Origin of the sequence: Nocardioides campestrisoli (assembly GCF_013624435.2) — a bacterium.
Taxonomy (GTDB): domain Bacteria; phylum Actinomycetota; class Actinomycetes; order Propionibacteriales; family Nocardioidaceae; genus Nocardioides; species Nocardioides campestrisoli.
In genome coordinates, this window is the sequence record NZ_CP061768.1 from 1,771,074 (window position 1) to 1,793,916 (window position 22,843).

General features: G+C 71.7%; 15 protein-coding genes. 11 read left to right on the forward strand and 4 right to left on the reverse strand.

Features of this window, described 5'->3' with window-relative positions; all coding sequences use genetic code 11:
• Positions 1-4 precede the first annotated feature (4 nt).
• Genes H8838_RS08500 through H8838_RS08510 form a run of 3 tightly spaced genes read left to right on the forward strand, consistent with a single transcriptional unit; the run spans position 5 to position 2,974 of the window.
• Positions 5-1,132 (forward strand): branched-chain amino acid ABC transporter permease, encoded by a 1,128-nt coding sequence (locus H8838_RS08500; protein WP_219924002.1) that lies wholly within the window; start codon positions 5-7, stop codon positions 1,130-1,132.
• A complete protein-coding gene (locus H8838_RS08505) occupies positions 1,125-2,153 on the forward strand; it encodes an ABC transporter ATP-binding protein (RefSeq protein ID WP_181310681.1) in 1,029 nt (342 codons plus the stop codon). Before H8838_RS08500 ends, H8838_RS08505 begins: the two co-directional genes overlap by 8 nt.
• Positions 2,150-2,974, forward strand: a complete 825-nt coding sequence (locus tag H8838_RS08510; protein ID WP_181310682.1) for an ABC transporter ATP-binding protein — start codon at positions 2,150-2,152, stop codon at positions 2,972-2,974. Before H8838_RS08505 ends, H8838_RS08510 begins: the two co-directional genes overlap by 4 nt.
• A 123-nt stretch (positions 2,975-3,097) precedes the next feature.
• Here the strand turns inward: H8838_RS08510 and H8838_RS08515 are convergent, their stop codons facing one another.
• Positions 3,098-4,444, reverse strand: a complete 1,347-nt coding sequence (locus tag H8838_RS08515) for an ABC transporter substrate-binding protein (RefSeq protein WP_219924003.1) — start codon at positions 4,442-4,444, stop codon at positions 3,098-3,100.
• A 265-nt stretch (positions 4,445-4,709) separates the two neighbouring features.
• Here H8838_RS08515 and H8838_RS08520 point away from each other — a divergent pair, with 265 nt between their 5' ends.
• On the forward strand, positions 4,710-5,279 hold the full coding sequence (locus H8838_RS08520) for a GNAT family N-acetyltransferase (RefSeq protein WP_181310683.1): 570 nt from the start codon (positions 4,710-4,712) through the stop codon (positions 5,277-5,279).
• 15 nt (positions 5,280-5,294) lie between these two features.
• Here H8838_RS08520 and H8838_RS08525 read toward each other — a convergent pair whose 3' ends face one another.
• Positions 5,295-5,756, reverse strand: a complete 462-nt coding sequence (locus H8838_RS08525) for a hotdog fold thioesterase (protein WP_181310684.1) — start codon at positions 5,754-5,756, stop codon at positions 5,295-5,297.
• A gap of 53 nt (positions 5,757-5,809) precedes the next feature.
• On the opposite strand from H8838_RS08525, the gene polA reads away from it, so the two are divergent.
• Positions 5,810-8,482, forward strand: a complete 2,673-nt coding sequence (gene polA, locus H8838_RS08530) for a DNA polymerase I (protein WP_185994870.1) — start codon at positions 5,810-5,812, stop codon at positions 8,480-8,482.
• 64 nt (positions 8,483-8,546) lie between these two features.
• Here polA and H8838_RS08535 read toward each other — a convergent pair whose 3' ends face one another.
• On the reverse strand, positions 8,547-9,785 hold the full coding sequence (locus tag H8838_RS08535; RefSeq protein WP_185994869.1) for a polysaccharide biosynthesis protein: 1,239 nt from the start codon (positions 9,783-9,785) through the stop codon (positions 8,547-8,549).
• A 142-nt stretch (positions 9,786-9,927) separates the two neighbouring features.
• Between H8838_RS08535 and H8838_RS08540 the strand changes: the two genes are divergently transcribed.
• The 3 genes from H8838_RS08540 to H8838_RS08550 all read left to right on the forward strand — a co-directional run bounded on the left by H8838_RS08540 (position 9,928) and on the right by H8838_RS08550 (position 14,380).
• On the forward strand, positions 9,928-11,289 hold the full coding sequence (locus tag H8838_RS08540) for an acyltransferase family protein (protein WP_181310687.1): 1,362 nt from the start codon (positions 9,928-9,930) through the stop codon (positions 11,287-11,289).
• 86 nt (positions 11,290-11,375) lie between these two features.
• The gene (locus H8838_RS08545; protein WP_181310688.1) at positions 11,376-13,211 is read left to right on the forward strand and encodes a hypothetical protein; all 1,836 of its coding nucleotides are present in this window, start codon (positions 11,376-11,378) and stop codon (positions 13,209-13,211) included.
• 80 nt (positions 13,212-13,291) lie between these two features.
• A complete protein-coding gene (locus H8838_RS08550) occupies positions 13,292-14,380 on the forward strand; it encodes a hypothetical protein (RefSeq protein ID WP_181310689.1) in 1,089 nt (362 codons plus the stop codon).
• 26 nt (positions 14,381-14,406) lie between these two features.
• Here the strand turns inward: H8838_RS08550 and H8838_RS08555 are convergent, their stop codons facing one another.
• Positions 14,407-15,159, reverse strand: coding sequence for a class I SAM-dependent methyltransferase (locus tag H8838_RS08555; RefSeq protein WP_185994868.1), 753 nt, complete (start codon positions 15,157-15,159; stop codon positions 14,407-14,409).
• 151 nt (positions 15,160-15,310) lie between these two features.
• Here H8838_RS08555 and H8838_RS08560 point away from each other — a divergent pair, with 151 nt between their 5' ends.
• The 3 genes from H8838_RS08560 to H8838_RS08570 are packed head-to-tail and all read left to right on the forward strand — an operon-like array spanning position 15,311 to position 22,823.
• A complete protein-coding gene (locus H8838_RS08560) occupies positions 15,311-19,345 on the forward strand; it encodes an alpha-(1->3)-arabinofuranosyltransferase domain-containing protein (RefSeq protein ID WP_185994867.1) in 4,035 nt (1,344 codons plus the stop codon).
• Positions 19,342-21,102 carry a hypothetical protein gene (locus H8838_RS08565; RefSeq protein WP_185994866.1) on the forward strand — a complete coding sequence of 587 codons (1,761 nt, stop codon included), beginning with the start codon at positions 19,342-19,344 and terminating at the stop codon, positions 21,100-21,102. The genes H8838_RS08560 and H8838_RS08565 overlap by 4 nt, the downstream gene beginning before the upstream one ends.
• Positions 21,099-22,823: a hypothetical protein gene (locus tag H8838_RS08570; RefSeq protein ID WP_185994865.1), complete on the forward strand. Its 1,725-nt coding sequence runs from the start codon at positions 21,099-21,101 to the stop codon at positions 22,821-22,823. The genes H8838_RS08565 and H8838_RS08570 overlap by 4 nt, the downstream gene beginning before the upstream one ends.
• Positions 22,824-22,843 lie beyond the last annotated feature (20 nt).

Sequence of the window (22,843 nt, forward strand, 5' to 3'; positions counted from 1 at the left end):
CCCCATGACCATGGATGCAGAAGCCGCCACGCTGGCGGAGGCGCCGCCGGACGAGTCCGGGTCCGCCAAGCTCCGTCGGGGCGTCGTCATCGCGCTGGGCATGATCGGCGGGCTGGTCCTGCTGTGGCTGGTCGGGCAGTTCGTTCCCGGGGAGGCAGGCTCCATCGCCCGGGCGATGATGCGCGAGGCGATCTCGCCGCAGACCGCCGCGGTGGCGATCGCCGTCATCGGGCTCAACGTGCACTTCGGCTTCACCGGGCTGCTCAACATCGGCCAGGCCGGCTTCATGCTGCTGGGCGCCTACGGGTTCGCGATCTCGGTGCGGTACGACGTGCCTCTGGTCCCGGCGGTCCTCATCGGCCTGATGGCCGCGGTCGTCTTCGCCCTGATCCTCGGGCTGCCGACCCTGAAGCTGCGCGGTGACTACCTCGCCATCGTGACCATCTCGGCGGCGGAGATCATCCGCTACGTCGGTCGCTCGGCGCTGCTGACGGACTTCACCGGCGCCGCCCAGGGGATCCAGGGCAAGACCTACCGCGACCCGTTCACCGACCTGTCGTTCTTCGGCTCCGGTGACGCCAGCATCGGCTTCCTGAGCTACCAGATGACGGGTGTCAACGGGTGGTGGGTCAGGTTCGTGGCCTGGACCCTGGTGGGGCTGTGCGTGCTGGCGATCTACCTGCTGGTCCGCAGCCCCTGGGGGAGGCTGCTCCGCGGGATCCGTGAGGACGAGATGGCGATCCTCAGCCTGGGCAAGAACGCCTTCGCGGTGAAGATGCAGGCCCTGGTGATCGGCGGCGTGCTCGGCGCGCTGGGCGGGATCATCTACGTCCTGCCGTCGTCGGTGCAGCCGGACTCGATGGGCCGCGCCCTGACCTTCTTCGCCTGGACCGCCCTGCTGCTGGGCGGCGCCGCGACGATCTTCGGGCCCGTCCTCGGGTCGATCCTGTTCTTCGTGGTCCGCATCTTCATCAAGGGCACCGCCGACGTGCTGGTCCCCAACAGCCTGATGAACAGCCAGCAGACCGAGCAGTTCTCCTGGATCGTGGTCGGCGTCGCGCTGATGCTGCTGGTGATCTTCCGACCACAAGGGATCCTCGGCGACAAGAGGGAGTTGCGGTTCAATGTCTGAGACGACCGCCGGGACCACCCGGTTCGACAGTGCGGACCCGGAGCAGCGCCGCGCGCTGATGGCCCAGGTCGAGGCCGCGCCGGGGTCGGCCAAGCCGGACCCGATCCTCAAGGTCGACCGGATCGTGCGGAGCTTCGGCGGGATGACCGCCGTGGACGTGGACCACCTCGAGGTGCAGCGTGGGGTGATCACCGCCCTGATCGGCCCCAACGGGGCCGGCAAGACCACGTTCTTCAACCTGATCACCGGGTTCGACAAGCCCTCCTCGGCCCGCAACGGCGCCCACTGGTCCTTCGACGGGGCGACCCTGGACAAGACGTCGCCGGCCAAGGTCGCCCAGGCCGGCATGGTGCGGACCTTCCAGCTCACCAAGGCCCTGAACCGGATGACGGTGCTGGACAACATGATGCTGGGGGCCACCGGCCAGGCGGGGGAGAACCTGCTCAAGGCGTGGCTCTCCCCGTTGTGGCGCAAGCAGGAGAACGAGGTCGAGTCCAAGGCCAAGGACCTCCTCCAGCGGTTCAAGCTGCTGGACAAGAAGGACGACTACGCCGGCAGTCTCTCGGGCGGGCAGCGCAAGCTGCTGGAGATGGCTCGGGCGCTGATGACGGACCCGAAGATGATCATGCTCGACGAGCCGATGGCCGGGGTGAACCCGGCCCTGACCCAGTCACTGCTCGGGCACATCCAGAGCCTTCGCGACGAGGGGATGACGGTCCTGTTCGTCGAGCACGACATGCACATGGTCCGGCACATCTCCGACTGGGTGGTGGTGATGGCCGAGGGCCGGATCGTCGCCGAGGGGGCGGCCGGCGAGGTGATGAGCAACCCGGCCGTGATCGACGCCTACCTGGGAGCGCACCACGACACCGACCTCGGTGACGACTCGCTGCTCACGGACGCGACCATGTCTCAGATCGCCCGGGAGGTCGAGCACGAGGAGACCCGGCAGGACCAGGAGAACGCCCCCGGGACGGCGCCGCGGCCCGGCTCCGGGACCACGACGGGAGAGGGCCGATGAGCCAGTCCGCACAGGGATCACCACAGGGAGCAGCACAGGGTCCGGCGCAGGGCGCGGTCCCGGTGGTCGAGGCCCAGGACATCGTCGCGGGCTACCTGCCCGGGGTCAACATCCTCAACGGCTGCAGCCTGACCGCCTACCCGGGCGAGATGATCGGCATCATCGGCCCCAACGGGGCCGGCAAGTCGACGCTCCTCAAGGCGATGTTCGGCCTGGTCAACGTGCACGAGGGCACTGTGCGCCTGCACGGGGAGGACATCACCAACGCGCGGACCAACCGCCTGGTGGAGATGGGGGTCGGGTTCGTCCCGCAGACCAACAACGTCTTCCCCAGCCTGACCATCGAGGAGAACCTCCGGATGGGGCTGTACCTGCGCCCCAAGAAGGTGGGTGAGCGTCTGCGGGCCATGTGGGACCTCTTCCCGGTGCTGCACGACCGACGCAACCAGAGTGCGGGAGCGCTGTCGGGCGGCGAGCGCCAGTCCCTGGCGATGGCCCGGGCCCTGATGATGGAGCCCTCGGTGCTGCTGCTCGACGAGCCGTCGGCCGGTCTCTCCCCGGTACGCCAGGACGAGACGTTCCTGCGGACCCGGATGATCAACAAGACCGGCGTGTGCGTGGTGATGGTCGAGCAGAACGCCCGTCGCTGCCTGCAGATCTGCGACCGCGGCTACGTCCTCGACCAGGGTCGGGACGCCCACACCGGCACCGGCCGGGACCTGGCCAACGATCCCAAGGTGATCGAGCTCTACCTGGGCACCCTGGCCGCTGACGTGGAGAAGGACGGGGCGCCGAGCGACCCCACCCAGTCGCCCGCCTGAGCCACCCGCACAGCGGCACCGACCCAGCAAGCGGAAGACTGCAACAACACGAAGACCGTGACACGAGGAAGGCCCCGGACCAGCTTGTCCGGGGCCTTCTCGTCGTGCTGCGTCCGAGGACGGTCAGATCTTGCCCTCGACCGTGCCGGTGCGCTCGTTCTTGTTGTCACCGTTGAACGAGTAGATCCCGACGAACGCGGACGACGGGTCGTTGTCCTTGTTGATCGGCCCGATGCCCGAAGGACCGGTGTACTTGATCTCCTCGCCGGCGTCCAGGAGCTCGACGCAGTCGGCGTACGTGGTGCACTCCTCGCCGTCGGTGGCGCCGGAGACGGCCGGCAGGTTCTTCTGGATGGTGGTCGGGGTGGTGTCCCCGCCCTTGACGGCGGCCAGGGCGGCCAGCATCACGGCGTCGTAGGACTCGGCGCCGTAGGCGAAGTCGGTCAGGGTCTCGTTCTCGGCCTGGTCGTACCAGGCGACGAGCTTGTCCTTGAACTCCTGCGCGGTGTCGCCACCGGGGATCGTGCCCTGCGCGCCCTCGAGCGTGCCCGCCTCGAAGTCCTTGGTGTAGTCGGCGGTGTTGCCGTCGGTCATGTAGATCTTCGACATGTCCCAGCCCTGCTGCGCGAGCTCGGGCACGATCGCCTTGGTCTCGTCGAAGGCCAGGATGACGATCGCGTCGGGCGAGGAGTTGAGTGCAGCCGTCACCTCGGAGGAGAAGGTGGTCTGGCCGGCGGGGAACTCGTCGCCGTCGCCCTTGCCGCCGTAGACGACCTCGCCGCCCGCGTCGGTGAAGGTCTGCTCGACCGCGTTCCGCAGGCCGGTGCCGTAGGTGTCGTTGAACACCAGGAAGGCCAGTCGCTGGTGGCCGTCCTGAGCGATCAGGTTGCCCAGCGCGTTGCCCTGGATGGTGTCCGGCGGGGCGGTGCGGAAGTAGAAGTCGGAGTAGCCCGACAGGTCGAGCGCGGTGTTGGCCGGCGAGATCTGGACGATCTTGTTGTCGGTCAGGGTGTCCACGAAGTTGAGGGACACGCTCGAGGACGCGGCGCCGACGACCACGGACGGCTTCTCGGCCACCATGGTCTGGGCTGCTGCGGTCGAGATCGACATGTCGGTGGAGTCACCGGAGTCCTCGACGAAGTGGCAGGCGTCCGCGCCGCCGACGCCGCCGGCCTCGTTGATCTCCGAGACGGCCAGGCCGACGCCCGCGATCTCCGGCGGGCCGAGGTAGGCCAGGTTGCCGGTCAGCGGCAGGATCCCACCCACCTTGAACGTGTCCGCGCTGGTGGTGTCACCCGAGCACTCGTCGTTGGTGTACGTGACGGTCTCCGACGTGGGGGACTCGCTGGACTCGCTGCCCGCGTCCGTGTCGCCGTCGTCGCTGTCACTGCCGCAGGCCGTCAGGGCCAGCGAGAGCGTTGCCGCGCCCGCCATCACCTTGAGCCAGGAGGCTGTTGTGGATCGATTCACGTCGTGAACCTTTCGTTCGAAAGAAGTGGTCTTCCCCCGGCGCTTGGCCGCGGGTAGGGCTCAGCCCTGTCAAGGTAGGGCTCAGAGAGTGTGACGTGACTCGCACGACCCGGGTCGTTGCCGAACCGTTACGTCCGCATCCGCTATGCGGACCGGGCCCCGGGGTCGGGTTCCCTCTGCCGGTGGCGGACCCGAGCCGGTATGGTGCTCTGCGGCGCACGGGGGACAAGGCGCCTGGCAGTCATCGTGTCCGGAGGTGACCCACATGGGTCGAGTGAACGTGACGATCCGTCCTGCGCAGACCGACGACGTCGAGCAGCTCGTGGTGCTGTGGACCGACTCGTTGCGCCGCGGGTCGGCGGAGCAGCGACGCTCGGACGTGCTGCAGATCCTGGCGGCCGCGGCGTCCACCCCCGACGAGCGTGTCCTGGTGGCCGAGGTGGACGGCACGGTCGCCGGGGTGGTGCACCTGCAGGTGACCACGCTCTCTCCCGTCAACCGGGAGCCGGTCGTCTACGCGGTGGCGCCGCACGTGCACCCGCAGCACCGCCGCCACGGGGTGGGCACCGCGCTCATGGAGGCGGCGGTGGTCTTCGCCGAGGAGCGGCAGGTCGCGCTGGTGGGCGCCGCCGTGGTCACCGCCTCCAGGGAGGCCAACCGGTTCTTCGCCCGGCTCTCCCTGGGCGCCCGGGCGACGCTGCGGATCGCCTCGACCCAGAGCGTGCGCCACCGGCTGACGGTGCTGCGCCCGGAGCGTGCCGGGCCGCACGGGAGTCGTCAGCGGGACCGGATCCTGGCAGCCCGCCGCGTCCGCCGGGCCGAGCGGGTCTCCTGACCCCTCGTCCCCGGATCAGGGACGGCGGTCGGCCGGGATCAGCGCGCAGGTGATCCGCGACGTGCACAGCCGGCGCCCCTGCTCGTCGGTGATCACGATCTCGTAGCAGGTCGAGGTCCGGCCCAGGTGGATCGCGGTGGCCACTCCCGTGACCGTCCCGGAGGTGGCGGACCGGTGGTGGGTGGCGTTGATGTCCACCCCCACCGGGATCCGGTCGGGGTGGGCGTGGACCGCGGAGGCCATCGAGCCGAGGGACTCGGCGAGCACCACCGAGGCGCCGCCGTGCAGCAGGCCGAAGGGCTGGGTGTTGCCCTCGACCGGCATCGTGGCCACCGCGCGCTCGGCGGAGATCTCCAGCACCTCGATGCCCATCTTCTCGCCCAGGTCGCCCCTGCGCTCGGTCATCATCGCCAGCAGGGCGTCGGGGGCGGGCGTGGGGGAGGGGGCGGGCGAGGTGGTCTCGGTGTGGTCGCTCATGGCGACATTCTGTCCGACGCGGCGCCGTCGGCGACGGCGGATAGGGTCGAGTCGTGACTGCGACGCCCTCCCGACCCCGGCTCCTCCTGCTCGACGGCCACTCGCTGGCCTACCGCGCCTTCTTCGCGCTGCCGGTGGAGAACTTCTCCACCACCACCGGCCAGCCGACCAACGCGGTCTACGGGTTCACCTCGATGCTCATCAACGTCCTGCGCGACGAGGAGCCCACCCACGTGGCGGTGGCCTTCGACCGCTCCCGGCAGACGTTCCGGCTCGCGGAGTACGCGGAGTACAAGGCCAAGCGCAACAAGACGCCCGACGAGTTCAAGAGCCAGCTGCCGCTGATCCAGGAGGTCCTGGACGCGCTGCACATCATCCACCTCGAGGTCGACGGCTTCGAGGCCGACGACATCATCGCCACGCTGGCCACCCAGGCGGTCGCCCAGGACATGGAGGTGCTGATCCTCACCGGTGACCGCGACTCCCTCCAGCTGGTGGGGGAGACCTCCACGGTGCTCTACCCGATGCGCGGCGTCTCCGAGCTGGCCCGGATGACCCCCGACGCGGTGGAGACCAAGTACGGCGTGCCGCCGCACCGCTACCCCGAGCTCGCCGCACTGGTGGGGGAGGACTCCGACAACCTGCCGGGCGTCCCGGGCGTGGGCCCCAAGACCGCGGCCAAGTGGATCGCCCAGTACGACGGCCTCGACAACGTGATCGCCCGGGCGGACGAGATCAAGGGCAAGGCCGGCGACAACCTGCGCGCGCACCTCGGCGACGTGCTGCGCAACCGCCGGCTCAACGCCCTGGTCTGCGACCTCGCCCTCGACTACCAGCCCGACGACCTGCTGCGCCGACCCTGGGACCGCCAGGAGGTGCACACCCTCTTCGACGGCCTGGAGTTCCGGGTGCTGCGCGACCGGCTCTTCGAGTCCCTCACCTCGGAGGAGGAGGTCGAGGGGCCGGGCTTCGAGGTCACCGGCGAGGTGCTCGCACCCGGCGCCCTGGCGCCCTGGCTGACCCAGCACGCCGCCGGCACGGTCGGCCTCTACGTCCGGGGCACCTGGGGTGCCGGCACCGGGCGGGTGGAGGGCCTGGCCCTGGCCACCGAGGGCGACCACGCGGCGTACGTCTCGGTCGAGGAGCTGACGCCCGAGGACGAGCAGGCGCTGGCTGCCTGGCTCGCCGACCCGGCGCGCTCCAAGGTGATGCACGACGCCAAGGGGCCGATGCTGGCGCTGGCCGCGCACGGCTGGGAGCTCGCGGGCCTGCTCAGCGACACCGCGCTGGCCGCCTACCTGGTCCGCCCCGACCAGCGCTCCTACGACCTGGCCGACCTGACCCTGCGCTACCTGCGCCGCGAGCTGCGCGAAGAGGTCGACGACGGCCAGGGCGCACTGTTCGACCAGGACGAGGCGGTCGCGGAGGTCGCGATGCTGCGCGCCCGGGCCGTGGTCGACCTGGCCGAGGCCCTCGACTCCGCGGTCGACGAGCACGGCGGGACCGAGCTGCTGGCGCAGGTCGAGCTGCCCCTGGTGCACATCCTGGCCCGGATGGAGCGCACCGGCATCGGCGTCGACCTCGACCGGCTCCAGGAGCTGGAGTCGGAGTTCGGCGGCGAGGTGAAGAAGGCAGCCGAGGAGGCGTTCTCGGTCATCGGCAAGGAGATCAACCTCGGCTCGCCCAAGCAGCTGCAGGTGGTGCTCTTCGACGAGCTGAACATGCCCAAGACCAAGAAGACCAAGACGGGCTACACCACCGACGCCGACGCGCTCCAGCAGCTCTTCGTCAAGACCGAGCACCCGTTCCTGCTCGCCCTGCTGCGGCACCGCGACGTGAGCCGGCTGCGCCAGACCGTCGAGGGGCTGCTCAAGACCGTCCAGCCGGACGGTCGCATCCACACCACGTTCAACCAGATCATCGCCGCGACCGGACGGCTCTCCAGCACCGACCCGAACCTGCAGAACATCCCGGTGCGCACCGAGGAGGGTCGTCGGATCCGGGAGGCGTTCGTGGTCGGTCCGGGCTACGAGCGGCTGATGACCGCCGACTACAGCCAGATCGAGATGCGGATCATGGCCCACCTCTCCGAGGACGAGCTCTTGATCGAGGCGTTCCGTTCGGGCCAGGACTTCCACTCCATCACCGCCAGCCGGGTCTTCGGGGTCCCGGCCGAGCAGGTCGACGGCGGCATGCGGGCCAAGATCAAGGCGATGAACTACGGACTCGCCTACGGGCTCTCGGCCTACGGCCTGGCCCAGCAGCTGCGGATCGAGCCGTCGGAGGCGCGGGTGCTGATGGACGACTACTTCGAGACCTTCGGCGGCGTGCGCGACTACCTGGGCGGGATCGTGGACGAGGCGCGACGCTCGGGGTTCACCGAGACGATCATGGGTCGGCGTCGCTACCTGCCGGACCTGACCAGCGACAACCGGCAGCGACGCGACATGGCCGAGCGGATGGCGCTGAACGCCCCGATCCAGGGCTCGGCCGCCGACCTGGTCAAGGTCGCCATGCGCGGCGTCGACTCCGCGCTCGCGGACCGGGGGCTGCGCTCGCGGATGCTCCTGCAGGTGCACGACGAGCTGGTGCTCGAGGTGGCGCCCGGAGAGGACGAGCAGCTCGAGCAGCTGGTCCGCGAGGAGATGGGCCGGGCGGCCGAGCTGGCGGTGCCGCTCGACGTCTCCGTCGGCACGGGTCGCAGCTGGCACGAGGCGGCGCACTGACGTCGCGGGGTGTGCCCGTCCGGCTCAGTCCGCCGCTCGGGCGGCAGGTTGATGTGCCGGTCGGTCAGCCGACGGTGGTGGACTCCGGCTGCCGGGCGTCCCGACGCAGCAGCCGGTAGGCCAGACCGACCAGCACGACGAGCAGGACGCCGTCGACCAGCAGGACCCAGTTGCGCAGGGTCTCCAGGCTCGACGTCGTCAGCCCGCCGGCGACGAGCACGACCAGGGCGATCCAGACCAGCGAGGCCGAGCGCTCACCCTGGCGGGCCAGGATCGAGTAGACCAGCAGCTGGATCATCGCCAGCGTGGTGCCCAGCAGGGCGAAGACCCACAGCTGGCCGCCGATCTCGGCGTACTTGGTCGGCTCGGCCAACGGGGAGACGACCCAGGCGCCGACGGCGCAGACGAGCCCGAGCGCCGTGATCAGGCTCAGGCTCCGGACCAGCGCGCGGGTCCGCTCGGCGGCCGAGGCCATCGCGGGGAAGGCGACCACCACGACGAACTGCGGCAGGAACATCATCGCCTTGGTGACCACCAGGCCGCCGGCGTAGAGGCCGGAGTCGTGGGCGCCCAGGACGTTGCGCGCCACGATCAGGTCGACGTTCGACAGGGCCAGGAAGGCCAGCAGCACCTGGGAGTTGTGCAGCGTCTCGCGGGCGATCGCGCGGCCTGCGTGCGTACCCGTGTGCTGGTGCGGCACCCGGTCGTGGCGCAGCGCGTAGACGCCCACCAGCACCGGCGTGATCGCGGCCAGGGCCACGGCCAGGATGGCCACGAACTCACTGGGGGCAACCGCGAGCATCACTCCGGCCACGAGCAGCCGGGGCACGCCGCTGGCCACGTAGAGCATGCCCAGCGGGAGCCAGCGCCGCTCGCCCTGGAGGATGCCGGCGTAGCCGCCCACCAGGGTCATCGGCACGATGGCGACACCGGCGAGCGCCGCCAGGGCCATGTCGTCGAGCGCGAGCACGCGGTTGATCACGGGGGTCAGCAGGAGCAGCAGGGCGCCCAGGCCGAAGGCCATCCGGTAGGTGATCCGCAGGATCCCGGCCTCGATCTGGGCCACGTGCTCCGGGTCTGAGGAGATCCGTCTCGCCGCGGTCGCCTGCAGCCCCAGGGAGGCGACACTGAGCACGAGCAGCAGGCCCATCATCACCGCGACGCCGCTGTACTCGGCGACGCCGAGCAGCGCGAGCGCCACGAAGTTGAAGCCGAACGAACCCACGTTCATGATGCCCATCGCGATCGCGATGCCAGCGCCGCTGCGCATCAGGGTCGAGACCCGCCCCATCAGTCCAGTCACCCCGCGACTGTAGAGGGTGGGCCGCAAAAGCCGGGGGACCGCCCGGAGGAGCGCTTCTTCCGAACTGCTGGTCAGGGGTCGGGCTTGTTGCTTTAATGAGCCGGTGCCAGCGCCCGAGCCTCCTCCGTCACGCGCCGAGGCAGTGCCCCTCGAGGGAGGGCCCAGGCACCTGTCGGCCCTGACCGGGCTCCGCGGACTGGCCGCGCTCTCGGTGGTCCAGCTCCACGTGGCGGCCAGGACGGAGTACGAGTGGTTCGGGGTGCACGCCTTCGGACCCATCGCCCTGTTCGTGCTCTCGGGCTTCCTGCTGTACCGCCCGTTCGCCCGGTGGCTGCTCGGCCGCGGCACCCAACCGGAGCTCTGGTCCTACTCGGTGCGCCGCGGCGCCCGCATCTTCCCCGCCTTCTGGGTGGTGCTGCTGGTGTGGATGCTCCTGCACGAGCCCGCCGTCCCCACCGGCGCGGCGGACTGGATCAAGACCCTGACCCTCGTCTCCAGCCTGGAGTTCTTCGGGCTCACACCGGGGCTGGAACAGACCTGGAGCATGGGCACCGAGCTGACCTGGTACGTCGCGGTCCCGGTGATCGCGCTCCTCATCCACGCGCTGGTGGGTGAGCGCGGCGGGAGGACCTCGTTCCGGGTCCAGGCGCTGCTGCTGGTCTCCTCCCTCCCGATCGCCCACCTCTTCCGGGCCTACGCCCGGGAGCAGGAGTGGCAGGACGCTCCCATGTGGCTGCCGTCCTACCTGTACTGCTTCTGTCTCGGCGCGCTGGTCGGCCTGGCCCTGGAGGCCGAGCGGGAGGGGATCATCACCCTGACCAGGACCCGCCGGGTGCTGGGGATGCCCGGGCTCCTGCTCACCGCCACGGTGCTGATGCTCGTCCTGACCTGCTCGCCCCTGGCCGGACCGCCCGGCCTGGTGACGCTCACCTTCCAGGAGCAGGTTCTCCGCAACCTCTTCGCCTGCGGCCTCGCGCTCGTGCTGCTGGCCGCCGGGCTCTTCTCGCCTCCGGGAGCCCTGCTCATGCGGCTGCTGAGCACGCGCTGGATGCAGGCGACCGGACGCTGGTCCTACGGCATCTACCTCTGGCACGTGCCCCTGATCGTGCTGCTGTGGCAGGAGGTCACCTTCCCTTCCGGCGTGCTGGGCCTGGTTACCTGGCTGGTGGTCGTGGGCTCCGTCTCCTGCGCCCTGGGGGCGGCCACCTGGGTGTGGGTCGAGAAGCCCGCGATCGCCTGGTCCCACAGCCAGTCCCTGCCCACGCCCGCTCCGGAGGCCGTCGTCGCCTCCGATGTCCCCGTGACAGCCCCCGCCACAGCCTCCGAATCCCCCGCCGAAGCCCTCGTCGAAGCCCCCGCCGAAGCCATGGCCGCCGCTCCAGCCGGGCCCGTCGACGCGGCCTCGCTGGATCCCGTCCCGCGGGACCCGGCCCCGTCGGACGCTGAGCCGGTCGAGGTCGTGCCCGCACCCGCCGCGCGGATCGGCAAGCACCGCGCACACTAGTCATCCGCCCACCAGGACCGCGTCCGCGGGACCGCCGCTGACCCTGGGCATGCCGTCAGGGACGAACGACGAGGAAACGAAGGAACATGGTCCAGCTCGAGGAGCCGCTCTCGCCCGCTCGGGAGGAGCGCGCAACCCCCGGTGATCCGGGCCCGGGACGGCGGGGCGTCCCTCGGTCGCGTTTCCCGGTCGTCGTGCGCATCGGCGTGGTGATGATCGCGATCCAGCTGGTCATCCGCGGCTGGGCGGCCTCCGGGTCGTACTACTTCCAGGACGACTTCCACCACCTGCACCTGGCCCGGAGCCTCGGCCTGAGCCGGGACTACCTGGTCCGCGACTACGGTGGCCACCTCGAGGTCGGGCAGTACTTCCTGATCTGGCTGCTCTCCCACGCGGTCGACGACACCTTCCTGGTGCCGACCATCTCGGTGCTGGTGCTCCAGGGGATCGCCTCGCTCCTGCTCCTCGTCGTGCTGCGCACGTTGTTCGGCACGTCTCCCGCCGTCCTGGTGCCGTTCGCGGTCTACCTGTTCACCCCCTTGGGCCTGGGCTGGTCGGCCTGGTGGGCGGCTGCACTCCAGACGCTGCCGCTCCAGAGCTTCATGCTGCTGGCGATCCTTGGACTGGCGAAGGCCCAGCAGTCCGGCTCCCGGCGCTGGGCGGTGGTCTCGGTGCTCGCGCACGCCCTCGGCCTGGTCTTCTGGGAGAAGGCGGTCTTCATCCTGCCGACCCTGCTGGCCGTGCAGGTGCTGGTGATCTCCCGCGGGGGCCTGCGGGACCGGCTGGTGGACCTGCGCCGCGCCTGGCGGCTCTGGGCCGGGCACGTCGCGGTCTTCGCCGTCTACCTGGTCATCTACACCTCCATCGCCTCCTCGGTGCTCGGTGAGGGCGACTCGGAGCCGGACCTGAGCCTGCTGGCCGACCAGACCGTCTTCCGGATGCTGATCCCCGGTCTGTTCGGCGGCCCGTGGCACGCCGACGGGGCCGAGCTCACCCTCTATCCGCTGGCCAGCGGGTTCGAGGCCACGGCGGCGCTGATCGCGCTGCTGGCGCTGGTCTGGGTGAGCGTGGCCGTGACCGGTCGGCTGGCCTTGCTCGGGTGGGCCCTTCCGGTCGGCTACGTGGTGGCCGACCTGACGCTGCTCGCCCTGGGCCGCGCGGACTGGCTCACGCTCCTGGCCCGCGACCCCCGCTACGTCGCCGACGCGCTGCCCCTGGTGGCCATCGGGTTCGCGGCCGCCTTCCGCGGGCTCTTCGACGACTCGACGCGTCCGGCGGCCCAGAGGCTGCGCCCCCGGCTGGAGCTTGCCGGGACCCTCAGGGTGGTCGTGGTGATCCTGATCAGCTGCTACGTCACCACCCGCGGCATGGTGCCGGCGGTGCAGCACGAGTACCCGAAGACGTTCGTGCAGAGCCTGCTGGGACAGCTCGAGCAGGATCCGACCAAGGACGTGCTGAACACGCCCGCGCCGACCGACATCGGGGCGCGGGTCGACCTGGCGGGGCTCCTGGACGCGGTGGGCGCGGACGTCGAGGTTGGGCGGCCGACGGTCGCCCCGCACCTGGTGGACTCGCTGGGGCAGCTGCGTCCCCTCGCGATCCTGCCGGGCGCCCCGGTGGTGCCCGGCCCCGAGCCGGGCTGCGGCTGGCGCCTCGACGACAGCCAGGCGACGCCGTTGGGTGCGGTGCCGGCCGGGGACGGCATCGTCCGGGTGGCCCGTCTGCGGTACCAGGCCTCGATGGAGACGGTCCTGACGTTGCAGCACGGCGACGCGAGCAGCTCGCTGACGGTCCAGCCAGGGACCGGCGACGCCTACTTCCCACTGGGTGACGAGGCCGGATCGCTCCTCGCCCAGCTCGACGGGGGAGTGGGTCTCTGCGTCCTGGAGTGGACCGCCGGCCCTGCCTGGGTGGCCGACTGAGACCTTCGCCCGCAGCGTGTCGACGCGTGACATACTCGACCGGCCCTGGGACCGCGAGACGAAAGGTGGGTCCTGTCAGCATGTCCCGCAACGACGCACCCGCCGACGCCTCGGTGGTCCAGCAGGCCCGCGACGTGGTGGGTCTCTACGGTGACCCGCACTCCGCCTGGGGGATCGCCCTGGAGCTGGTCTTCGACGAGCCGCTCGACCTCGTCGGGGTCGAGGAGCGTCTGACCCGGCTGTGCGCGGAGTTCCCCCAGCTGGGCGCTCCACCGGCCCTCGACGAGGTGGCGGCCGAGGCATGGGCGGCACGGCGCGAGGACGCCGCCTCGCGCGAGTTCGGGGAGGACGGACGTCTCGTCCGGCTGCTGGTGTCGCCGGACCGGACCGAGCTGTTCATCGCCGCGCACCACGGGGTCACCGACGGACTGGGCATGCTGGCGATCGCCGAGGCCGTCGCGCAGCGCGACCTGCGGTCCGAGGCACGCGGCGTCGCGGACCGGGCGTCGTCCCGCTCGTTCCTCACCTCGAGCGTGCTCCGGCTGTGGGAGGCGCTGATGCATCCTCCGGCCCGGTTCGCCGGGGTCCCTGGGCGGCACGGCTCCGTCGAGGAGCCCGACCGGATGGACGTGCTCCCGGTGACCCGGACCCGTGCGGACACGGCCAGGATGTGCAGCGTCGTGGCGACCGTCTTCGGCCGCTGGCGGCCACGCGGGCGGGTCGGACGAGGCCGGGTCATCCTGGTCCTCGGGGTGTCGCGGCGCCGAGCCGGCGAGCTGGCGGCCAACCGGCAGACCGGCTACCTCCGGGTCCCGCTCGCCCCGGGCGCCCCGGAGCAGGAGGTCCGCGCGCTGCTGGCCGATCTGCACCCCGAGCCGGACTTCCCCGAGACCCGCGCCGGTGGGGTGGGGCCGCTCGTCACCCGGCTGTTGCGCAACCGGCTCGGCAACACGGCCACGCTGAGCAACCTCGGCATCCTGCACGGCGAGGGTCTCCGGCACGCCGGGATCTTCCCGGCGCTCAGCGGACCGCAGGCGGTGGGCGTCGGCGTGGTCTCCACCGCGCAGACGACCACGCTCACCCTGCGCACCCGCCGGGCGGAGTTCACCGAGGAGCAGCACCGCGAGCTGCTCCGACTGATCGTCGAAGAGCTCGCGGCGCGGTCCTGAACGAGGACGGGTCGTACGGGCCCGACTCAGTAAGGGTCGTACGGGGAGTCGTGCCCCAGCACCCGCGCGATCGGCCGCAGCCGCAGCCGCAGCAGCACCTTGAGGAAGACGTTGCGGATCCACCAGGGCATCTCGGCGAGGATCCGGAGCCGGTCCGCCGGGGTGGGCCTGCCCACCCGGAAGAGCGCCTGGGAGTCGCTGCGCCGCTCGTAGACGATCCGGTCGGAGAGGAGCACGTGGCGCAGGATGCCGAGCGTGACCCCGATCGAGGAGAAGCAGTCGTGGATCACGATGCCACCCCCCTCGGGGAGGTGGGTGCTCCAGCGCAGGTCGTCGGAGAGGGTCCAGTAGTCGTGCTTGCCGTCGATGTAGAGCAGGTCGAACGGCCGGTCCCAGGTGGGCCGCAGCGAGGTGCTGTAGTCCGCGACCAGCTCGACCACCTGTCCGAGGTCGTTCGCGGCGATGTTGCGCTCGAACTTCTCCCGCGTGGAGAGACCGCCGAACAGCTTGCCCTCCACGAACGGGTCGACCGCCAGCACGGTGCCGTCCTTGTCGCGCAGCGCCTCGCCCAGGATCACCGTGGATCGACCCTGGTGGCTGCCGATCTCGAGCACGGTGGCGCCGGGACCCAGGGCACGGGCCTCGTCCCACAGGATCCGGGCCTGTCCCCGCTTGAGCCAGCCAGGGACGTCCTGCGCTCGACCCCACGCCCGTTCGAAGTCGGGGTCGGCGGACGTGTCGACGTCGCCGGGGGCTGGCGGGCGCTCTGCGTAGGACATTCTCGGGACCTGTCGATGAAGTGGTGCTCGGCGGATAGAGTGCCCCGCACGTTACTTGAGAGTCGGCTGGTCCGAAACGAGGTTCACTGTGTGGTTCAGTCGACGAGACCTTCTTGACGACGCGCACGAAAGACGTTGGCCCAACGTCCTCGTGTGGATCGTCCTGGTCGGGTTCTCGTTCCGGCAGTACGCGGGTGAGACCACCTTCGACACCAAGCTCGACCTGACCGTCGCTCCCGGCGCGTTCCTTGAGCGCACGATGACGGCCTGGAACCCGATGAGCGCCTTCGGCGAGCTGCAGAACCAGGCCTACGGCTACCTCTTCCCGCAGGGCACGTTCTTCCTGCTGGGCGAGCTCGCCCGGGTGCCGGACTGGGTGGTCCAGCGCCTGTGGTCCGGGCTGCTGCTCGTGGTCGCCTACGAGGGTGCCCGCCAGCTCTTCCGCGCCATCGACTCCTCGCGCAACCGTCCCTGGCTGCCGATGGTCGCGGGGCTGGCGTACGCCTTCTCTCCCCGCCTCCTCGGTCTCTCCGGCGTCCTGACCGGCGAGATCCACCCGTCCGCGGTGCTGCCCTGGGTGGTGCTGCCGTTGATCCTGGTCCTCCAGGGACGCCTCACCCCGCTGCACGGCTCGGTCTGGTCCGGGGTGGCCGTGCTGATGATGGGCGGGGTCAACGCCACCGAGGTGCTGCTCGCACTGCCGCTGCCCGCCCTGGTGATCGCCACCAGCCTGCGCTCTCCCGAGGGACGGCGGATGGCGGTGTGGTGGCCGCTCGCGGTGATCGCAGCCACCCTGTGGTGGGTCTTCGGGCTCCTGACCCAGGGCAGGTACATCCCGCCCTTCCTCGACTACATCGAGACCGCGAGCGCCACCACCCAGCCGTTGGGCTGGGCCAACGTCACCCGCGGCGCCGACCACTGGCTCTCCTTCATCTGGGTCGGCGGACGTCCCTGGTGGGAGGGCTCCTACCAGCTGGCGACCGACGCGCTGCTGGTCCTGCTCACCGGGATGGTGGCCGCGATCAGCCTCCTGGGGCTGTTCCACCGCAACATGCCCTACCGGCTGCCCTTCGCCCTCAGCGCACTGGCCGGGCTCGTGCTGCTCACCCTGGGCCACGTCGACAGCTTCGGCAGCCCGCTGTCCGGGGGGTTCCGGGACCTGCTGGACGGCGCCCTGTCGCCCTTCCGCAACATCCACAAGCTCGATCCCGTCGTCCGGCTGCCGCTGGCGCTCGGCTTCGCGCACGCCGCGGGGCTGCTCGCGACGCGCCTTCGGGCAGGGCTCAAGGCGCGCCAGGAGTCGGGCGGCCGGCTGGGCCTGGTGCCGCGCCGGGTGGTGCGGCCGGTGGTGCTCGTCGCCGCGCTCCTGCTCCTCGCGGCCTCCGCCCAGCCGCTCTTCACCGGTGACCTGCGTCGTCCGGGGTGGAAGGAGATCCCGCGCGCCTGGGTCGAGGCCGCCCAGTACCTCGGCCGCCATGACGACGGACGGCGCACCCTGGTGCTGCCCGGGGCCGGGTTCGGCCAGCAGACCTGGGGCTGGACCATCGACGAGCCCATGCAGGCGCTGGCCGAGTCGCCCTGGGTCTCGCGCAGCCAGGTGCCGCTGGCTCCCGGCCAGACGATCCGCTACCTCGACGCGATCGAGGAGCGGATCCAGGACGGGCTCGGCTCCCCGGTGCTGGCCGACGCGCTGGCCCGGGCCGGGATCAAGCACGTGCTGGTCCGCCGCGACCTCGACCTGTGGGCGACCGAGGCCCCGAGCCCGGCCCGCGTCGACCTGGCCCTGAGCCGGAGCCCCGGGATCGACAAGGTCGCCTCGTTCGGCAGCACCTCGTTCGGCTCCCAGTCGATGATCGACGTCTTCGAGGTGAAGCGGAACATCCCGCTGCTCGAGGCGGTCGACGTCACCTCCGTCAAGACGCTGGCCGGCGGCCCCGAGGACGTGGTCACCGCGATGGAGGCGGGACTGCTCAGGGCCGGCGAGGTCACGGTCAACTCCGCCGAACCCGGCTGGGAGGCCGAGCCCGACGTCGTCGCGGACGGCTTCCGGCGCAGGGAGCGCCAGTTCGGCCGCCTGGTCGACGCGACCGGGCACGTGATGACGCAGGACGAGGAGTACCGCTCCTCGCGTGCCGTGCACGACTACCCCGGCGTGGCCGAGGAGCAGCGGGTGCACGCCCGCTACACCTCGCTGCGCACGGTGACGGCCTCCAGCTCCTCGGGGTACGTCGACAACCTGGGCGCCATCCAGGCGCAGATGGCCCCGTACGCCGCGCTCGACGGGTCGCCCGAGACCTACTGGCGCTCCGCCGCGCTGGAGGACCCCGTCGGGCAGTGGCTGGAGATCGAGTTCCTCGAGAAGCGCCCGCTGACCCAGATGCGGGTGCTCGCCTCCGTCGACGGGGTGAGCGGCGTGCCGATCCGCCGGCTGCGGGTGGACGCCGGGGGCAAGAGCTACCCGGCCGAGGTGGACCCGATCACGGGCGAGGTGCGGGTCCAGCTGGACGGGACGCCAGTCGATCGCGTCCGACTCACCGTCACCGACGTCCTGGGGGAGCCCCGCTACGCCGTCGTGGCGCTGCGCGACGTCACGTTCGAGGGGGTCGAGATCGCCCGCACCCTCGTGCTGCCCGACCAGGGTGCCAGCGGCAGCTCCGCCTTCGTCTTCCGTGCCCGGCCGCACCGTCGGGCCTGCGTGGACGTGGGACTGGGGCCCCAGTGCGACGCCGGCTCCGGACGCGCCAGCGAGGAGGAGTTCGGCCTCGACCGCACCTTCCGCACGGCCAGCGGCGGCCGCTACCGCGTCTCAGCCACGGTGGTCGCCCGGAGCGCTCCGGCCACCGGCGACCTCCTGCACCCCTTCGAGAACCGGCTCTCGGCGTCCGCGTCCTCGACGCTGGCGCTCGATCCGTCGGTGGCCGGGCAGCGGGCTGTCGACGACAACCCGATGACCCCGTGGATCGCCGCCCGCGGGGACGCGTCGCCCTCGCTGGACCTTCGGTGGGGATCGCCGCGGACCATCTCCCGGCTGCAGGTCGAGAGCTCGCACATCGACTCCTCCGCGCCTCGGACCGCGGTGATCGAGAGCGAGGACGGCGAACGCCGAGAGGTGCGGCTGGGCCCGGACTCCCTGGGCTACTTCGAGCCGATGCGGGCCAGCGCGGTCACCATCACCTTCCCCATGCCCAGGAAGAGCCCGACCGGTGCCGACCTCCCGCCCCTGGGCATCGGGGAGCTCCACCTCGAAGGCCTGGAGAGGCTCAAGACCCCGTGGAACCCGCAGCAGCAGACGGGCGCGGTGTGCGGATTCGGCCCGGACCTCGTGCTGGACGGCCGGCGCTACCCGACCCGGGTGACCGGCACCCTGGGTGACGTGGCCGGCGGGACCGACCTCGAGCTGGAGCTGTGCGGCCGCCGAGCGGTCCGGATCGGGGAGGGAACCCACCAGCTCACGGTCACCTCCACGCCCCAGTTCGCGGTCACCTCGCTCACCCTCGAGCCGGTGGCCGGGTCGCCGGTCGAGGAGGAGGTGCGCGGTCGCGAGGTCGGCATCGAGCGGTGGGACGCCAACCACCGGGCGGTCACGGTGGGTCCGGGCCCCGAGAGCGTGCTGCGGATCCCGGAGAACGTGAACGCCGGCTGGCAGGCCACCCTCGACGGAGAGGTCCTGGAGCCGCTCCGGCTCGACGGCTGGCAGCAGGGCTTCAAGCTCGACGCCGGCGAGGGCGGCCTCGTGCAGCTCGAGTTCATCCCCGATCGCACCTACGCCACCCAGCTCGGGATCGGCGCCCTGACGGCGCTGGGCCTGCTCGCCCTCGCCATTGGCCTGGAGCTGCGACGTGGCCGAGGAGGCCGGGGGAGCCGCAGGCTCTCCGTGGTGCCGCAGCGCCGGTGGTTGGGCCAGATGGACACCGTCACCTTCCTGGCTCTGGGCCTGGGCGCCTTCCTCCTCGGCGGCGCCCCCCTGCTCAGCGGCGTCGCGTTGGGCTTCCTGCTTCGCCGGCGTCGCCGGGCCCTGTCGCTGGTGCCGGCGGGGATGGTCGCCCTCGCCGCGGGGATGCAGTCGTTCTCGTCCTGGCAGGAGGGGACCGTCAACGTGGCGGCCGCGGACTGGGTCGCCGCCGCGGCGATCGGCGTGTTCACCCTGGGGCTGCTTCGGCCCCCCGGCACCCGGAGGTCCTCGTGACGCACTGGATCCGGCAGGCATTCGCCAGCCGCCCCGCCCTGCTTGCGATGCTGGTGCTGGTCGGTCACACGGTCTGGCTCCGAAGCGTGCTGGTGGAGGGCTACTTCACCCAGCACGACTTCGTCCTCCTGGCCCGGCTGAACGGCGAGGCCCTCTCCGGTGCTCTGCTCACCGAACCGCTGGCAGGGGAGCTCTCCCCGGTGGGGATGCTGCTGGCCTGGGCCGTCGAACGGGCCGCCCCGCTGAGCTGGGCGGGGCCGACGTACGCGGTGCTGGCGCTCCACGTGCTGGGGGCCCTGCTGCTGTGGCTGGTGCTCTCCCGGCTGCTCGAGGAGCGCTGGCTGCGGTTGCCGCTCTTCGTCGCCGCGGTCCTCACGCCACTGACCCTGGGCCCGATCGTGTGGTGGTCGCTCGCGCTGCTCCACCTGCCGGTGCAGATCCTCTTCCTGGCCGCGGTGCTCGCCCTGCTCCTCCGCGTCCAGGAGGGGTGGCGGCACGGACCCTGGATCGCCGGGACGGCGATGACGCTGCTGCTGCTCGGCAACGACCGCACCCTGCTCCTTCCCTGGGTCGTGCTGCTGGTGCTGGCCGGGGTCCTTGGCGGGGACCAGGAGGGCTGGCGCGCACGCGTGCGCGCCGCCTGGAGCGCCTCGCCCGCCCTGTGGGGCTGGATGGCCGTGGCGTGCGTGGTCCGGGCATTCGTCTCCGTGCGTGAGCACGGCACCGCCCTGGTGTCCCCGGAGGCATGGCGGAGCGCCCTGGACGCCCTGCTGCAGTCCGGCCTGCCTGCCGTGGCCGGCGGACCCTGGTCCGGCGAGGTGGTCGAGACCCACCTGACGGCGGCGGGTCCGGCCGTCCTGGTCGGCGGCCTTCTCCTGCTCCTGCTGCTCGATGCTCTGCGTCGCTCCGGCAGGCCACAGGGCGTGGTCGCGGGCCTGGGTGCCCTGCTGCTCCTCGCCTCGGGCCTGGTGCTGTCCGCCTCCTCCGCCGGGGCGAGCGCATCAGGACGGTTCCTGACGGACGCCGCCGTGGTCGCGGTGGTGCTGCTGGCGGTCGCGCTGCGTGGTACGCCGGTTCCCCGGGCGCTGGTCCGGCGGTCCGGGCCGAGCCCCGCGTTCCTCGCGGTCGCCGTCGCGGTCGCCGTCCTGGCCTCTGCCGCGATCACCCGCGAGGCGCTGCTCCCCACCCTGACCGGCGACGACGACCGGCTCTACCTGGCCAACCTGGCCGAGGGCGTGGCCTCCAACCCACAGGCGGTGCTGCTCGATGGACCGGTCCCGGCGGGGGTGATGGGGCCTGACCTGGGGGAGGAGGCCCGGCTCTCGGTCGTGGCCTCGGCGCTGCGGGACCGCCCGTCGTTCGGGAGCGCGAGCGAGTTCCTCTCCCTGGTCACCGAGCAGGGATACGTCTGGGGCATCGACGTCTACGCCCCCGTGCGGTCCGTGCGTGGCCCGAACCGGGACTGCGGGTATCCGGTCACCGCCCAGCGGCGCGAGATCGCGATGCGCCGACCCGTGGAGGACGGCGCGCACGTGCTCCGTGTCGACTACTTCCTCGACGGCGACACCTACGCGGTCCTCGACGTCGCGGGCGAGCGGACGACCCTGCCGGTCCGCAGCGGCCTGCACTCGCTCTACGTTCCCGTGACCCGTGGCTACTCCAGCGTGAGCATCGCGCTGGAGTCGCGGGAGCACACCCTGTGCGTCACCGGTCTCGCGGCGGGGGTGCCCGTGCCCGCCCAGCTCCCGTCGTCGTGAGGAACGCCCGGTGGGTCGACGCCCTGGTGCCTGGCCTGGTGGCGCTGGTGGTGCTCGGTCCGCTGCTGGCTCCGGGCTTCGTGCTGGTGGGGGACATGGTCTTCGTCCCCGAGCAGCCGTGGAAGGACGCCTGGACGGGCGGGGACGGGGGAGTGCCTCGGGCGGTGCCGAGCGACGCGTGGGTCTCCCTGCTCGGCCAGGTCGTGCCGGGAGACCTGCTCCAGAAGCTGGTGCTGGTGGGGATCGTCCTGGGGGCCGGCCTGGGCGTCGCCCACCTGCTGCGTGACCTGCCGGCGCTGGCCCGCGCCGGGGGGATGCTGCTCTACTGCTGGAACCCCTTCCTCCACGAGCGCCTGGGGATCGGGCACTGGGCGCTGCTCGTCGGCTACGCAGCGCTGCCGTGGGTGGCGGCGGGTGCGCTCCGCCTGCGCGAGACCGCGTGGCGCTCCGGCGCGGTGTGCCTGATCGCCGGACTCGCCGTCGCCGGCTGGGCCAGCCCCACCGGCGGAGTGCTCACCGTGCTGGTCGCGCTGGCGCTGGTCCAGGGGTGGCGCACTCGACTGCTGGTCGGCCTGCTGGGCGCCTGGGTCAACCTGCCGTGGATCCTCCCGGCGCTGCTCAACGGCGCCGACCAGCTGCCTCCCGACGCGTTCGGGGTCGAGGCGTTCGCCTCCCGCGCCGACACGCCGTGGGGAGTCCTGGTCTCGGTGGCCACCTTCGGTGGCATCTGGAAGGAGGCCGTCGTCCCGGACGACCGGGGCACGCCGCTGCTCGCCGGGGTCGGCGTGGCGGTGGTCCTGCTCTCGGTGCTGGGACTCTGGCTGGCCCGGCGACGGCCCGTGCTGCCTCTCCCGGCGGCGTTGCTGCTGGGCGTGGGTCCGGTCCTGCTGGCCTCCCTCTCGGCCTTCGAGGCGACCCGCCCGCTGCTGGAGTGGGTGGTGGTGCACGTGCCGGGCGGTGGCCTGCTGCGCGACTCCCAGAAGCTCGTCATGCCGTGGGTGCTGGTGGGCGCGACCGGGTTCGCGTCGCTGCTCGCCTCCCTGCACGGACGGCTGGCGCGCTTCGGTGACCACGCGCGCTGGTGGCTGGGCACGGTGGTGCTGCTGCCCGCCGTCGCCCTGCCGTCCCTGGCCGCCGGCCTCAGTGGGTTCCTGACCACCAGCGACTTCCCCGACGAGTGGGCGCAGATCCGCGGGGTGATGGAGGACGAGGGTGTGGACGAGGAGCGGGTGCTGGTCCTGCCGTTCTCCACGTACCGCCGGTTCGACTGGACCCCGCGCACCATCCTGGACCCGGCGCCGCGGTTCTTCCCCGGCAGCATGGTGACCGAGGACGCGCTGGCGGTGGAGTCCGGCACCGTGGGCGGAGAGTCCGCCCTGGCCTCCCGGGTCCGGTCGGCCGAGGGCGCCGAGGAGCTTGCCGAGGTGCTGGCCCGGGCCGGCGTGGAGTGGGTGCTGGTGCACGAGACGCCGGAGGAGGTGGTCCTGCCGGCCGGCGCCGTGCCCGTGGTGGAGGGCGAGCAGCTCTCCCTGTACCGCCTGCCCGGAGCCGCGGAGGCGACGGGCGGGACGACGGTGGGGGACTCCTCGCGCGCCGCCTGGTACGCCGGGATCGACCTGGCCGTCCTGCTCTCCACCGTGGCCGGGCTGGGCGTCGCGGCGAGAGTGTCCAGAAAGCGGGCGTGTTCTTGCCCGCAGGAGGCTACCGATGCGTATAGTTGACAGCCACTGCACTTCTGGGT